Raw genomic sequence first — 14,830 nt, 5'->3', positions numbered from 1 at the left:
TTAATTACTACACATGAACAAAACTTTAAGCATATCATTGCTTGCAGTCGTATTCGCGTATACGGCAGAAGCACAAGATGCAAAGATTACTATTCAAGCTAATCAAGGTACTAACAAAATCAAAAAAGAGATTTACGGACAATTTGCAGAACACCTAGGCTCTTGTATCTATGGTGGATTATGGGTCGGTAAAAATTCACCGATTCCAAATACAGACGGCTATCGCAATGACGTCTTACAGGCTTTGAAAGAGCTGCAAGTGCCTGTATTAAGATGGCCAGGAGGGTGTTTTGCCGATGAATATCATTGGCGAGACGGAATCGGACCAACTGAAGAACGCCCCAAATTACAAAATAATAATTGGGGTGGAACTATTGAAGACAACTCTTTTGGAACTCACGAGTTTCTGAATCTCTGCGAATTGATTGGAGCAGAACCATATATCAGTGGCAACGTGGGTAGCGGGAGTGTGCAGGAATTGGCACAATGGGTGGAATACATGACATCGGATGCCAATACACCAATGGCAAACCTGCGTCGTAAAAACGGGCGTGAAAAGGCTTGGAACGTAAAATATCTTGGTATCGGCAACGAGAGTTGGGGGTGCGGAGGTAATATGACACCGGAATACTACTCTGATTTGTATCGTAGGTATGCCATTTATTGCAGAAACTTCGGCAACAACCAATTATATAAAGTCGCATCCGGTGCCAGTGATTATGATTACACCTGGACAAAGGTCTTGATGAACAAGATAGGCAGCAGAATGAATGGAATCTCACTACACTATTACACCGTGAAGACTTGGGAAGGGAGCAAAGGGAGCGCAACCATCTTTAACGACGACGAATATTATCGGACTCTAGGAAAATGCTTGGAAATTGAAGATGTCATCAATAAACATTGTGCCATCATGGATGAGAAAGATCCTGATAAGAAAGTAGACCTTCTGGTGGACGAATGGGGTACTTGGTGGGACGAGGAACCTGGTACTATAAGGGGGCACTTATACCAACAGAATACGATGCGCGATGCTTTTGTGGCTGCACTCTCTCTAAACATATTCCAAAGGCATACAGATCGTATCAAGATGGCTAACATTGCACAAATCGTCAATGTGTTGCAAAGCATGATATTAACCGATACGAAAGGAAGCGGACACATGGTACTGACACCTACTTATCATATATTTAATATGTATAAACCATTCCAGGAATCTACATACTTACCATTGGAAACCCAGTGTGGCAATATGAAAATATCAGAAACTCTCACTATCCCGACTATCAGTACATCAGCAGCAAAAACTGCCGATGGACAGATTGTTGTGTCGATAGCCAACATCGACCTTCAAAAGCAACAGGAAATAGAAATCAAGACCGAAGGATATAAGGCGAAAAATGTAATTGCCCAGATTCTTACATCTAAGAATATTACGGATTACAATGACTTTTCACATCCGGAAACCATTAAACCTACCACATTTAAAAACATTTCTATACGTAATGGAAATATAAAAATGAAAATTCCGGCAAAATCAATTGTAGTTTTGAGAATTTCGTAGTATATTTGTAATATCAATCCAATCAATACAAAATGAACGACAAAACATTAATGAACCACGCAGCTGATAATATTCGTATTTTAGCGGCATCAATGGTTGAAAAAGCTAATTCCGGTCATCCCGGTGGTGCCATGGGTGGTGCAGATTTCATCAATGTACTTTTCTCAGAATTTTTAGTTTATGATCCGGAAGACCCAACATGGACTGGACGCGACCGCTTCTTCCTTGATCCGGGTCATATGTCACCCATGCTCTATTCCGCTTTGGCTCTCCAAGGGAAATTCACCATTGACGAACTGAAGCAATTCCGGCAGTGGGGTTCTCCTACTCCCGGCCATCCGGAACTTGATGTTAAACGTGGAATTGAAAACTCATCAGGTCCATTGGGACAAGGTCATGCACTTGCTGCGGGAGCTGCCGTAGCTGAGAAATTCCTAGAGGCTCGTCTCGGACATACGATGATGCAACATAAGATTTATGCTTATATATCTGACGGAGGTATAGAAGAAGAGATTAGTCAAGGTGTTGGTAGAATTGCCGGTACTCTGGGACTGAACAATCTCATCATGTTCTATGACGCCAACGAAATACAGCTTTCAACGGAATATGACGAGGTATCGAGCGAAGATACGGAAGCTAAGTATAAGGCATGGAATTGGAATGTCATCAAAATCAATGGAAATGATTCCGATGCTATTAGAGAGGCCTTGACTGCCGCCAATCAAGAAGCAGAAAGACCCACTCTCATTATCGGTAAGACTATCATGGGCAAAGGAGCTTTACAGAATGACGGCTCTAGCTATGAACACAATGTTAAAACCCACGGCGCACCTCTTGGTGGTGATGCTTATCGTAATACTATCCTTAATTTAGGTGGTAATCCAGACGATCCATTCATTGTTTTTGATGATGTTAAGGAGTTGTACGCCAAGCGTAATGAGCAGCTAAAAGAAATCGTAACAGCACGTAGGCAGGCAGAAACGAAATGGGCTGCTGCCAACCCTGACAAATCCGCCATGATGAAGGAGTGGTTTTCGGGCAAAGCTCCACAAGTAGATTGGAGCAAGGTAGAAGAGCCTAAAGCTGGAAGTGCCACACGTGTTGCCTCTGCTGCATGCTTGAAAGTATTGGCACAGCAAGTTCCAAATATGATTTGTGCTTCAGCCGACTTATCTAATTCGGATAAGACAGATGGCTTCTTAAAGGAAACCCACTCCATGAAGAACGGTGATTTCAGCGGAGCATTCTTCCAAGCCGGTGTATCAGAGTTGACAATGGCTGACATGTGTATCGGTATGATGCTCCACGGAGGTGTCATCACGGCAATGGGAACATTCTTTGTATTCTCCGATTATATGAAACCTGCCATTCGCTTGGCAGCTTTGATGGGTACGCCCGTCAAGTTTATATGGTCACACGACGCTTTCCGCGTAGGAGAAGACGGACCTACTCATGAACCAGTTGAGCAAGAAGCGCAGATTCGTTTGATGGAGAAACTGAAGAACCATAGAGGTCTTGACTCTGTCCGTGTATTCCGTCCAGCTGATTCCAAAGAGACAACCGTATGCTGGCAAATGGCCATGGAGAACATGTCTACCCCTACAGCTCTCATCTTCTCACGCCAAGGTGTGGCACAGCTTCCCGAAGGAACAGACTATGAAGCTGCACGTAAGGGAGCCTATATCGTTGCCAATAGCGATGAAGACTTCGACATCATCCTGCTTGCATCAGGTTCTGAAGTAGCTACCTTGGTAGAAGGTAGCAATAAATTAAAGCAAGACGGCATTAAGGTTCGTATTGTCAGTGTACCATCCGAAGGTCTCTTCAGAAATCAGTCTAAAGAATATCAAGAAAGCATCTTGCCTCTAAATGCCAAGAAGTTCGGTTTAACAGCAGGGCTTCCCGTCACATTAGAGGGTTTGGTTGGTGCAAATGGAAAAGTATTTGGATTGGAAAGTTTCGGATTTTCCGCTCCTTACAAGGTGTTAGACGAGAAACTTGGCTACACAGGTGAGAACGTGTACAATCAAGTAAAACAATTATTGGCTGAATAAATTCAGTCATACACATATTATTAACCAATATCAAGGAGAGCTTAAAAAGGCACTAGCTCTTGAGAGTTCTCCTTGAAATCTTAAAAATTCTAGCCTATGGAAGTAAAAAAGATTGGATTAGCTTGCGACCACGCAGGTTTTCCATTGAAGAAATTCATTCTTGGTTATCTTGAAGAAAAAGGGTATCCCGTTCAGGACTTTGGAACCTATAGTGATGAGAGTGTTGATTATCCAGACTTTGCTCATCCCTTGGCAGAAGCCATTGAAAGCGGTGAGGTATATCCTGGAATTGCTGTCTGTGGCAGCGGTGAAGGCATGGCCATCACTTTAAACAAGCACCAAGGAGTACGCGCCGGACTCGCATGGAATAAAGATATAGCTCAATTAATCAGGCAACACAATGACGCCAATGTGCTAGTTCTTCCGGGAAGATTCATCGACAACAAGACTGCTGGAACTATTCTTGACGAATTCTTCAAAGCTACCTTTGAGGGCGGAAGACACGAAAGACGAGTAAACAAAATTTCTTGTAAATAACATGATCTATCAAACTAGATCTTAAAGATACAGGGCAAGGGTCGTATGGCTCTTGCCTTTTGCGAATATAAGCATATAAAAGTATTCAACTTCAAATCAATATAGTATGAGAATTCTATCTCCCACTTACGAGATATGGAATCAGGAAGCTGGTCTAGACGGTCTCTACAAACAAATTGAACGTTGCGGACGTGTATGTTACAAAAGTGAAGGCAATCGAACTGAATCATCGGCCAAGCCTTTTGTCGAACGAATGATTAAGTCAGACCACACTGCAATGCTTGAGCATGGCACCGTATATATGACGATGAACAGCAAACAAGCAGAAAAATATATCCTGAATAAGTTTTCAAAATGCGTTTGCGAAAACGAACAAGCCTTCGTTACAACCAATCTGCGCGTACTGGCAGAGAATAAGTGGATGGACGACTTAACATACATGACCGAGCCTAGTGCCAAGCACGAGAAGAGAGTTACCGTTCATTTCACTACCCAGATTTCTATTACACGCGAATTTAACAGACACCGTGCCAACTCCATGGCCGAACAGTCCACTCGCTACTGCAATTATACAAAAGACAAATTTGGTAGCGAAATCACAGTAAACACGCCACACTGGATAGGACAACTACTTCCAGACAATACTGATACTGTAGTAGAAACCACAGATTTCAAACAGCTTTGCAGCCAGATAGCATCAGGAGAAGCATCTGAAAAATGGACACTTCTAGATAATTGGCTCTTTGCCAATCTAGCCTGTGAGTTTGCTTATATGAACCTCATCCGTTTGGGATGCAAACCGCAAGACGCCAGGGCTATACTACCACTAGATACCAATACAGAGCTTATCCATACTGCTTTCGTGTCCGACTGGAAGCACTTCTTCAATCTCAGAGCAATCGGTACGACCGGTGTACCGCATCCAGACGCACAGAAATTGGCAAAACCACTCTACGAAGAATTTACAAAACTAGGACTTATATAAACCTAATCATACAATAATGGGAAAATTAATTATCAACTCCTACGAGGAGTTTGCAGCTCATTTAGGTGAGCAATTAGGCGTTTCAGAGTGGTTGCAAGTAGACCAATCACGCATCAACATGTTTGCAGATGCTACCCTTGACCATCAATGGATACACGTCGACGAAGCCAAAGCACAGCAAGAGAGTCCTTACAAAAGCACTATCGCTCATGGCTATCTCACACTTTCACTGCTTCCATACCTGTGGGAACAAATCTGTGAGGTCCATAATCTAAAGATGATGGTAAACTACGGAATGGACAAAATGCGTTTTGGAGTTCCTGTAATCACGGGATCTAAAATCCGACTGGTTGCCGATTTGGACAGTATTGACAATCTGAGAGGTATCTGCAAAACCGGAATCAAATTCAAAATTGAAATCGAAGGGCAACGTAAACCTGCCATTGAAGGTATTGCAACCTTCCTATACTATTTCAAGTAGCCTACACCTAGGCTACTTTTTTTATTTCCTATCATTCCATATAAACGAAAAATGCCGCTGGACATCGTCCAACGGCAATCTCTCATTTTTCAATTCGAGCTAACGAATTACATAGCTGAGTCAGCAGCAGCTGTATCAGCAGCAGCAGTGTCAGCAGCAGCTGTATCAACCATTGCTGTGTCAGAATCTGCATTACCAGCAGGAGCTGCAGTCTTGTTACCACATGATGCGAAAGAGATAGCTGCGATAGCTACGAACATTAAAACTAATTTCTTCATTTTCTTTGCTTTTTAAATCTGTAAAACAATCATTTGTTTATTAAAACGATGCAAAGGTAAGTAATTTTTTGATACGCCATCCTCTTTTTCATATATTTTTTATATCCGTTTTGTAACTTTTCCATAACTCATTATATATCAACCGATTACAATTGGTAAAATTATGTTAAAGTTATGCTAACTCATTTCTCCGAGACTCTAACTGCTACATCATACTGGAAGAAGCCAGCAGAATCTTTCGCCCAATATGACTGGAAACAAGCCATCTGAAGGTGGTATATTTCTTCGTATATTTATTATCCGGCAACGGAAACAAGCCATGCCTTCTCAATCTTTCAATAGCTTCTTCCAAATGCCGACTGCTATGCGTAGACTTTATTATCTGATAGAGATAGTCCATTGTCAACTGTGCTACTCGCCTATTAAGGGCTATTCGTTCTGCAACAGGCAAGACAGCAGCCTTGGCCTGCAATTTATACAGTACAGTCTCAGCATCTTCCATCCTTTTAGCCACATGCCACTTATCCTTATTATTCGTAATCGACCCTTCTCTACGACGATAATAATACGCCTTGGCATTAGTCACAAACACCTTGGAACACCTCAACATCAGCAGTGGAGTAAATTCCTCATCTTCCTTCAATGAGCCTGGAGTAAAACGCAGGTCTCCCAAGATGTGCTTCCTAAAAAGATACCCCCACACAGGACTCTTCAGATTATTGTGAGCCATATATTCACTTCCCGACACAGGCCCTTCATAACTAAAAGGCACATCGGCATCTTCCATACGCCCACTCTCAAACAACACCATGTCAGGAGCATGATACCTTGCTATATCCAGACAATGCTCATAGGCTGTCCGCAGTATCTTGTCGTCTCCATCTACAAACTGTATATAGTCACCGGTTGCGATTCTCAGCCCCATATTCCGTGCCACAGACAATCCCCCATTCAACTGTCTCACATAGACAATAGAATCAAGATATTCTTCCAAACCATCCATTACAGGCACATCAGAACCGTCATCCACCACTATCACTTCCCTATCCTCACGGCTCAACGACAATGCCATGATACTCTCCACACATTCCTGCAACAAGGAAGAAGAAAGATTATATGCCGGGATAATGAAACTTACTAAAGGAGTCTTTTGTTCTTGTGTCATGTAATTCTGAGAAAATTGGTTGTTATGCAAAGGTACACAAAAAGATTAAAGTGGCTGAAGCTATTATCATTATATTTTTGTACATTTGCAACCTATGAAGGTCTATAAGCAACAACAGACAAACGATTATACTCATTATATCGTCAACCGGCAAGGCACTTTGTTGGAATGGCTCATCGAGAACATTCCGGGAGAAAGCCGGAACAAAATCAAAGCGACCCTGCAAGGAAGAGGTATCAAGGTCCAAGGAAAGATTGTTACGCAATACAACTATCCTCTCCAACCGGGAATGAAGGTATCCGTCAGCAAAACCAAGAAAAACATAACGTTCAAAAACCGTTATGTCAAAATTGTATATGAAGACAGATACATCATCGTGATTGAGAAAAACATCGGCATCCTGTCTATGGCTGCCGGCCACTCCTCACTCAATGTCAAGACCGTGCTAGACAATTATCTGCAACAGACCCGTCAACACTGTACGGCCCATGTAGTCCACCGGCTCGACAGAGACACCAGCGGACTCATGATTTATGCCAAAGATATACAGACCGAACGATTGCTTGAAGCCGATTGGCACCATATAGTCTACGACCGACGCTATGTCGCTGTAGTCTCCGGCGAGATGATAGACGACGAGGGAACTGTCGAGAGCTGGCTCAAGGACAACCGAGCCTACATCACCTACTCTTCTCCTGTAGACAATGGAGGCAAATACGCCGTAACCCATTATCATGTATTAGACCGGACAACGGCATACAGCCTAGTGGAGTACAAATTGGAAACCGGACGCAAGAATCAAATCAGAGTCCACAGTGCCGATATAGGTTTCCCCGTTTGCGGTGATATTAAATACGGCAATGGCGACAATCCCTGCCAACGCTTGTGCCTACATGCCTATATGCTATGTTTCTACCATCCCGTCACCCACGAGCGTATGGAGTTTGAAACTCCCATCCCTGCAACGTTCCGCCAACTATTCAAATAAATAAATCAGTATGACTTCTACTTTCACCTATTATATATATGTATTGGCAGCCATCATCATTGGCTTTTTCGTCATTAAGAAAATTACCGGCTGCCTCATCAAGGCCATCATCACCATTGCATTGATTGCCATTCTCGCCGCTATCTATTTCCTCTACTACACTTAAAAGTCAAATCGAGCTGTTACATTGATTTGTCGCCCCGTCAGGTAGTTCGGAACGGCATATTGCTGCTGGGTAACGTCTGTTATCCAATAGTAACTGTTTACGTTATTGATTCCCAACACATTCAGGCATTCCACTCCGAGCCAGACATCCTTCAAAAAACTCGAACGCTCTGCTTTCACCCTGTCCCACAGACAGTAGTTCAGCCCTATGTCAGCCCTTCTGTATGCAGACGCCCTGAAAGCATAATGATCCAGCTCCTGGTGCGGAGCAAAGAACGGAAGTCCGTCGGCAAAAGCCAGTCGCAAGCTCATCTTCCACCTGTCACTGCCTGGAAAATAATCGGTAAAAAAGAGGTTTACTGCATAACGGCAATCCGACGGAAGCGGAATACTTTTTCCATTCAGCTTCATACTCGTATTCATCAACGAAACGTTCAACCACGAATCCGTACCCGGAACAAACTCCCCATATACGCCGACATCCAGTCCTGCACTATGTCCGGAAGCCACATTATCGCCGTAGTAGACTACCTTCATGTTGTCTACCGAATACGGTATCAGATGACTTAAAGCCTTGTAATAAGCCTCAGCTGTCAATTTATATCTTCTACTTTTAATCTTGAAGCGATAGTCATAGCCTAGAATGACATGAATGGACCGCTGACTCTTGATGTTCCGATTAAGTGTTGCATAAGTAGTTCCATCTACCGTGTTCGTATCTCTCAGTTCTTTATAGAAGGGGGCTTGATAGTAGATGCCCGCTGCAAACCTCAAGGTGGTGTTCTCACTATATGCCGGGACTATGCCCAGAGACACACGCGGACTCACGATGGTCTCGCGGTTAAAGTTCCAATGACTCATTCGGACGCCATAATTCAGCGTGAACCGAGTATGCTCCCCCGCACTGGTAAACTTGTAAGTATCCTGAAGATACGCCTCTATACGGTTGGCATCCAATACATTATCAGCCTTCAGCGAGTATATCATCCTCAAGTCCTTACCGGTATGGGGCATACTGTAACCTGCCGAGTCTCTCATTTCATATTCGGTAGACAGTTCTTCTATATGTTCCTGCTTCAGTTGCAACCCTGCTTCGAAAGCATGCTTCCGGGTCTTATGAGCCACTTTCAGCAACAGGCTCTTTACATTTGCTTTCAGATAATTTCGCGAATGCTCGAAATAAGTGCCAACGGCCAGATTCTCACTCGTCTCCGTCTGATTCAGCCAGTATTGCCCCTGAATGTCATACTTTTCCTGTTCGTGCGTATAATAGGCCGAACCCAGCAAAGTGACCTTCGTTTTCGCACCAAACATTCTTGAGATACCGACACTACCGAAATAAGTTGTAAACCGGTCTTTCTCCTTACCATCGAAATACACCTTAAACTTCTTCACATTATCAAGCGTGCCGAATGCCGTTTCTCGGTCCTCTGGTTCAAAATTATAATGATTATCTGATATATTGCCAAGGATATTTATTTCCCATGCCTTAGATGGCCGATAGCTCAGATACGTCTGATAGTCCAGATAGCTAGGCCGATACTCTCCTTCGGTTTCCAACGAACCCAAGAGATAACGCGAAGTCTTGTACCGTACACTATTCAGCCACGATATTTTCTTCGTGGCAACCCCCAGATAGGCACTTCCCCCCAGCATACTTGCCGAAACAGTACCCTCCAGCGTACCAGGCGACAACCTCTTATAATTAATATCCAGTACCGATGACATCTTATCTCCATACTTAGCGGTAAATCCGCCGGCCGAAAAGGCTATCTTATCCACCATATACGGATTGATGACCGACAGTCCTTCCTGCTGTCCGCTGCGCACCAGGAAAGGTCGGAATATCTCTATACCTTCTATATAGACACTATTCTCATTGAAGTTCCCACCTCTTACATTATATTGCGAAGAGAGTTCGTCGTGAGACGTAACACCCGCCTGAGTCTGAACCAGATTCTCCACCGCATTGCCACTTGCCGATGGTAGCGTATTCAAATCTTTCGCTTTCAGGTCGCGCACCTGTCCCGTCTCTATCTTCTGACCTTGCACCTGCACTTCGGCCAATGTGTTATCCGAGAACAGAGCCACCTGCAACGTCTGCCTACCTCTAGGGCATCGAAGCACGCGCGTCTTCGTCTTATACCCGACCGAAGAAAACTTGACGACGACAGAATCTTCAGACACCAGGCTCAACTGGAATTCTCCCTGTATGGATGTCATCGTTATTTTCCCTTGTTTCGGCACAGAGACAGTGGCAAAGGGCAATGCTTTCATCTCCCCATCAGTCACTTTCCCTTTCAATATGAAACCTTGGCCCATGCCATAGATAGCATGAAATAGCAGTATAGTCAAAAAGATTACTTTCCGTATCATGTTCTTATAACGCATTTTTAAAACTAATATTACATCAACCCCATCAAACTCATTTTACTGCAAAGGCTTTGCAGCAAAACCGCCTAGGCCAAACAGCAGTGCTGCCAAGCCCGGACAGCAACACTGCCGAGCCTTTGCAGTAAAGCCATGTACGGCAGATACTTTCAGGCTATACAAACTCCAGTAATCAATATTACATACTGATTCCCCTATTACATCCACCCTTTTACTATCAAGCCTGCCAGAAAGAAGTGTTCAGAGTGCTAAATCTATCGTATAGGTTACAAATCAGACAATATAAGTAAGACAAAGGAAAGTTTATGTTAACCTTATTTAATATAATGTTTAAATTTAAATGAGACTTTTTCAAAGAGTATACATTTGTAATGTTTTCAAGAATTGATTTCAAATATTAAACATTATAACTCATTTAAGGACATGACTAAGAAACAGTATCAGACACCCCTTATCAAAGTGTTCTCCATACGGACAGAAACACTACTAACGAATACTTCGCCGTTGGGAGGAGAAATAGGACAATTTGGTGACGCCGACTTAGATGAAGAAAAACCATAACATCTATTTCTATTCACAAAAGAAGAAATTAAACGCAAGAAAGACTTCGCTAAATACTGGAAATATAGCGGACAAATTATATTTGTAATATTATAAACAACATTTCATGAAACAAATAAGAAATATTTACCTACTGCTGTTCCTTGGTATTGCAGCATTGGTCACATCATGCGGCGCTGACACACCGATGGTAGATGGTAAAGAGACAACCGACACTGAGTCGTCGATGATTACAGTGCATGTAGACCTGAATGGAGGATATGCCGAAGACAAGAATACCGGCAATGCCAAACAATCTGCACCGATAAGCAGAACCATCTCTATGTCTATTCTGTCAGAGGCAGAAAACTTCAGACCACAATTCGAGCTATACAACGAAGACGCTACCACCGAAGAAGGCAAGAAAACGGATGCCAAGGTGAAGGCGCTCTGCGTATTCAAACGCGCCGATCCCAGCACCGGTAAACTACAGAACAATACAGAGCTTTACGGCGAAATCACATTCAAGCAGAAAAGCAAAGGCAGCTACGACTTTAGCTACAAAGGAAAATTGGAGCTGGAAAATCCGCATGGTGTTACGATGAATCCCGGCGACCAATGGTATGTCATGGGTATCATCGGCGGTAGATACAACAAAGACAAGCACACTTTTGAGGTCGAGGGCTATAAAGGATTCATGAGAGAGAACGGATTTGTCAGTACAGTTGTCAATCCAGACCGAGGCACCACCATCCCATTCCTGTCAAAATGGACCAAACTGACTAAAGTAGGCACTGACAATGTGGTTGCAACGACCGACAACATGACTTTCAACCCACAAGGAATATTACTGCGCATTCGTTACAACAATAAGACCAAATACAATCTGCTGGAAAAATACATCGGCATCAAGTCGAACGTATTGGCAGACAACATAGCCTACGACCTCACTTCGACCGGCCTGCCTGATATCGAGGGAGCTGAAAAAGACTTTGCCTGGAACTATACCGGAGAACTGGAGAATAAGAAATGGGTCAATATCGACGTAACGCTGGCAACCGAATATGCTGATGCTGCAAGTCAAACGCCCAAATTCACACGCACACTGGCACCAGGTGCTACCAAACTGGTACGTACAGACTCCAACACTAAAGACGAAAACGAAACAGTGCTGATTTGGACGAACGTATTCAGCAAACCTGTAGACCCGGAAAAGCCACGCGTAGGGTTCTTCACTTCTTCAGCGCTTATCGACGAAATCAACGAAAACGGAAGTCTCAATCCGCAGGGGCAGAACCTGTATGTTCGCACCTCCAGCAACTTCTTTGACGACTTCATGAATCAAGATCAGTATTACGCCAAAGTGAACAACTACCGTAACAGCCCAGCCAACTACAAAGCCGGTATCAAAGCCGCACCAGGATTCGATTGGGTGTTGACACGCGTATTGGATCAGGACATGGCCCAATATCTTGGCAAAAGTGTAAAGCTGACACTGTCTATACCCGACCGCGAGCCGCTGCCTATAGAAGAAATGGCCCAGAACAATCTGTATCAGACTTATTATGGTATGCCTTATTTCGAGCCATTCCCATATGATCTCACGCTACCAAGTTGGAAAGAAAGTCATTATGCAGCCAAAGATCCCAGTGTATTGCAAAATTGGTTAAACGAACGCGATAAAGGTATAGACTGTAGTGTAGAAGGCCAAAAGTGGATAGTTCCCGATGCAGACCAATGGGCAAGTATGGTATTCTTTGCTTTCAACCCTTCTAAGAACAAGAGCTTTAACCTTGACAAAGAATCAGAGGCTTGGCAAGAAGGATACAAGGGATACGCAGATCCATGCAAAGAGGTAATAAAATATGGAGACGGCCGAACCAAGACCTATTACTCTATCTATCGCCGCTTGCCGCAGACCTATCCCAACAATAACTACATATACGGTTTGCGATTCTTCAACGATGCCAACAAGGACAATGCTTCCGACGACCTGTGCTTGGTGCGCTATGAATGGACCAATACCAATACTTGGGGTGGAAAAGCTGCACCCATGTTCCATATTCAAGCCATTCATCTGGGTAAACTGTACACCAAACTCTATGGCAATGGACAGGACATTCTTGACCAAATAGCCTTGGCAGATGATGATAAGAACGGTAAGGGTATGTTCTTCAAGAAAGGAAAAGATATTATCAACCGCTGGCTCAACATCACTGCCCCTTCTCAGACTTACGCTTATGATCATCCTTCTAAAAATCAGGATATGGGTGCAGGCTATGTAATCAGCGATAACGGAGCTTTGCATAATTACAATGGTACATCGTTTGTAACAACAGGTGCAGCAAATCAATACAAGGCATTCGTATTTAGAAATAATTATGTAATGACAGACGACACTCAGCCAGGAGGTCATTTAAATTGGTACTATCCGCGAAGTGGTGCGCCCAAAATGTATATACGATTGATGCGCAAGGCACTGAAGTTCGAGAAATAAGAATCAGCAATACAACTACTGGACAATCGGCCGGAGGCATTTGAGCGAAAGCGAAAATTGTCTCCGGCTAAACTTTGGTAACTCTCGGATGGAGAGAGTTAATCGGGAACACTTCCCTTTTTCATTGAAATATTTGGAGGAAAATAAAAAAGATGCTATCTTTGCATAAGACAAAGCTGCACTCGGCTATCTGAAAACAAGTTTTCATTGCACTCGTTGGGGCTGTCTTTGCATATAAGATAAGAAGGAGAACGAATTGGGGGTTGTGTCGATTCGATCGGGATACTCATCAAATAATATCGAAAACCGAGGATGTTCCTTTTGTTGATGGCGGGCCACATAAACTCGTAAGAGGTAAGTCGCAAGACCGGTGGATTACAAAGGCGGAGGACTCTCAATCATTGATGTCTCGGAGTTTCATCACATCATCGGGCAACCCCTTTTCTATTAAAATCAGATGGATATTATATCCTATGTGTAGAGACGATGCGTGCATCGTCTCCTTTTGATTAAGGGGACTCGTCGTCAGACGGAATGCACGCCGCCTTTACGCCAAAACAAATATTTAAGACATGTTTAGTGGTATTGTAGAAGAAATGGCTACACTTGTAGCTATCAATAAAGAACAAGGGAATATAGACTTCACCTTGAAATGTTCGTTCGTAGACGAATTGAAGATAGATCAAAGTATTGCCCACAATGGCGTTTGCCTGACGGTTGTGAGCATCTCTGAAGGGACTTACACGGTTACGGCCATGAAAGAAACGTTGGACAGGTCAAATCTGGGACTGCTCAAAGTCGGGGATAAAGTCAACGTAGAACGCTCCATGGTAATGAATGGCCGACTTGACGGCCACATTGTACAAGGACATGTAGACGAGACTGCCACTTGCGTTAATATGCGAGATGCTGATGGTTCGACCTACTTTACATTCAAGTATGAACAGGATGCTGAGATGACTAAAAGAGGATACTTCACGGTAGACAAGGGAAGCGTCACGGTGAATGGTGTATCGCTGACGGTATGCGAACCAACCGAAGACAGTTTTACGGTAGCAATCATCCCCTATACCAGGGAGTTTACCAACTTCTGTGATATAACGACAGGAACTACCGTCAACATTGAGTTTGACATATTAGGAAAATACATTGCCAGGCTGCAATCATTATCTTGATTGCAGCCTT

At 43.5% G+C, this 14,830-nt stretch carries 12 protein-coding genes; 9 read left to right on the top strand and 3 right to left on the bottom strand.

Annotation, left to right across the window (positions count from 1 at the left end):
- The first annotated feature begins 13 nt into the window (after positions 1 to 13).
- From ACZ42L_RS02140 to ACZ42L_RS02120, 5 genes are all read left to right on the top strand, one after another.
- Positions 14 to 1,564, top strand: a complete 1,551-nt coding sequence (locus ACZ42L_RS02140; protein WP_464716487.1) for an alpha-N-arabinofuranosidase — start codon at positions 14 to 16, stop codon at positions 1,562 to 1,564.
- A gap of 32 nt (positions 1,565 to 1,596) precedes the next feature.
- Complete coding sequence (locus ACZ42L_RS02135; RefSeq protein WP_464716486.1) at positions 1,597 to 3,618, top strand: transketolase family protein; 2,022 nt, start codon at positions 1,597 to 1,599, stop codon at positions 3,616 to 3,618.
- Between the two features lie 96 nt (positions 3,619 to 3,714).
- Positions 3,715 to 4,155 (top strand): ribose 5-phosphate isomerase B, encoded by a 441-nt coding sequence (gene rpiB, locus ACZ42L_RS02130; RefSeq protein WP_464706521.1) that lies wholly within the window; start codon positions 3,715 to 3,717, stop codon positions 4,153 to 4,155.
- A gap of 106 nt (positions 4,156 to 4,261) precedes the next feature.
- A complete protein-coding gene (locus ACZ42L_RS02125) occupies positions 4,262 to 5,140 on the top strand; it encodes an FAD-dependent thymidylate synthase (RefSeq protein ID WP_464716485.1) in 879 nt (292 codons plus the stop codon).
- Positions 5,141 to 5,156: 16 nt separating this feature from the next.
- Positions 5,157 to 5,621 carry a MaoC family dehydratase gene (locus ACZ42L_RS02120; protein ID WP_464700336.1) on the top strand — a complete coding sequence of 155 codons (465 nt, stop codon included), beginning with the start codon at positions 5,157 to 5,159 and terminating at the stop codon, positions 5,619 to 5,621.
- A gap of 107 nt (positions 5,622 to 5,728) precedes the next feature.
- Here ACZ42L_RS02120 and ACZ42L_RS02115 read toward each other — a convergent pair whose 3' ends face one another.
- Complete coding sequence (locus tag ACZ42L_RS02115; RefSeq protein WP_464700335.1) at positions 5,729 to 5,899, bottom strand: PG1828 family lipoprotein; 171 nt, start codon at positions 5,897 to 5,899, stop codon at positions 5,729 to 5,731.
- A gap of 205 nt (positions 5,900 to 6,104) precedes the next feature.
- The gene (locus ACZ42L_RS02110) at positions 6,105 to 7,064 is read right to left on the bottom strand and encodes a glycosyltransferase family 2 protein (protein WP_464700333.1); all 960 of its coding nucleotides are present in this window, start codon (positions 7,062 to 7,064) and stop codon (positions 6,105 to 6,107) included.
- 94 nt (positions 7,065 to 7,158) lie between these two features.
- Between ACZ42L_RS02110 and ACZ42L_RS02105 the strand changes: the two genes are divergently transcribed.
- Positions 7,159 to 8,052, top strand: coding sequence for an RluA family pseudouridine synthase (locus ACZ42L_RS02105; RefSeq protein ID WP_464700331.1), 894 nt, complete (start codon positions 7,159 to 7,161; stop codon positions 8,050 to 8,052).
- Positions 8,053 to 8,062: 10 nt separating this feature from the next.
- Positions 8,063 to 8,218: a sulfate transporter gene (locus ACZ42L_RS02100; protein ID WP_464700329.1), complete on the top strand. Its 156-nt coding sequence runs from the start codon at positions 8,063 to 8,065 to the stop codon at positions 8,216 to 8,218.
- Here the strand turns inward: ACZ42L_RS02100 and ACZ42L_RS02095 are convergent.
- Positions 8,215 to 10,593, bottom strand: coding sequence for a TonB-dependent receptor (locus ACZ42L_RS02095; protein WP_464716484.1), 2,379 nt, complete (start codon positions 10,591 to 10,593; stop codon positions 8,215 to 8,217). The genes ACZ42L_RS02100 and ACZ42L_RS02095 overlap by 4 nt on opposite strands.
- 682 nt (positions 10,594 to 11,275) lie before the next feature.
- On the opposite strand from ACZ42L_RS02095, the gene ACZ42L_RS02090 reads away from it, so the two are divergent.
- The gene (locus tag ACZ42L_RS02090) at positions 11,276 to 13,645 is read left to right on the top strand and encodes a hypothetical protein (protein ID WP_464716483.1); all 2,370 of its coding nucleotides are present in this window, start codon (positions 11,276 to 11,278) and stop codon (positions 13,643 to 13,645) included.
- Positions 13,646 to 14,217: 572 nt separating this feature from the next.
- Positions 14,218 to 14,820, top strand: coding sequence for a riboflavin synthase (locus ACZ42L_RS02085; protein ID WP_464700323.1), 603 nt, complete (start codon positions 14,218 to 14,220; stop codon positions 14,818 to 14,820).
- Positions 14,821 to 14,830: the final 10 nt, after the last annotated feature.

The organism is Prevotella mikamonis (assembly GCF_055381405.1).
The sequence above is the reverse complement of the archived record's forward strand: the minus strand, read 5'-3'. Positions and strand labels throughout refer to the sequence as shown.

Excerpts from the sequence above, each read along its gene's own strand:
- rpiB (WP_464706521.1), top strand. The coding sequence starts at position 3,715 with ATGGAAGTAAAAAAGATTGGATTAGCTTGCGACCACGCAGGTTTTCCA.
- ACZ42L_RS02110 (WP_464700333.1), bottom strand. The coding sequence starts at position 7,064 with ATGACACAAGAACAAAAGACTCCTTTAGTAAGTTTCATTATCCCGGCA.
- ACZ42L_RS02125 (WP_464716485.1), top strand. The coding sequence starts at position 4,262 with ATGAGAATTCTATCTCCCACTTACGAGATATGGAATCAGGAAGCTGGT.
- ACZ42L_RS02105 (WP_464700331.1), top strand. The coding sequence starts at position 7,159 with ATGAAGGTCTATAAGCAACAACAGACAAACGATTATACTCATTATATC.
- ACZ42L_RS02135 (WP_464716486.1), top strand. The coding sequence starts at position 1,597 with ATGAACGACAAAACATTAATGAACCACGCAGCTGATAATATTCGTATT.
- ACZ42L_RS02085 (WP_464700323.1), top strand. The coding sequence starts at position 14,218 with ATGTTTAGTGGTATTGTAGAAGAAATGGCTACACTTGTAGCTATCAAT.
- ACZ42L_RS02120 (WP_464700336.1), top strand. The coding sequence starts at position 5,157 with ATGGGAAAATTAATTATCAACTCCTACGAGGAGTTTGCAGCTCATTTA.
- ACZ42L_RS02140 (WP_464716487.1), top strand. The coding sequence starts at position 14 with ATGAACAAAACTTTAAGCATATCATTGCTTGCAGTCGTATTCGCGTAT.
- ACZ42L_RS02095 (WP_464716484.1), bottom strand. The coding sequence starts at position 10,593 with ATGATACGGAAAGTAATCTTTTTGACTATACTGCTATTTCATGCTATC.
- ACZ42L_RS02115 (WP_464700335.1), bottom strand. The coding sequence starts at position 5,899 with ATGAAGAAATTAGTTTTAATGTTCGTAGCTATCGCAGCTATCTCTTTC.
- ACZ42L_RS02100 (WP_464700329.1), top strand. The coding sequence starts at position 8,063 with ATGACTTCTACTTTCACCTATTATATATATGTATTGGCAGCCATCATC.
- ACZ42L_RS02090 (WP_464716483.1), top strand. The coding sequence starts at position 11,276 with ATGAAACAAATAAGAAATATTTACCTACTGCTGTTCCTTGGTATTGCA.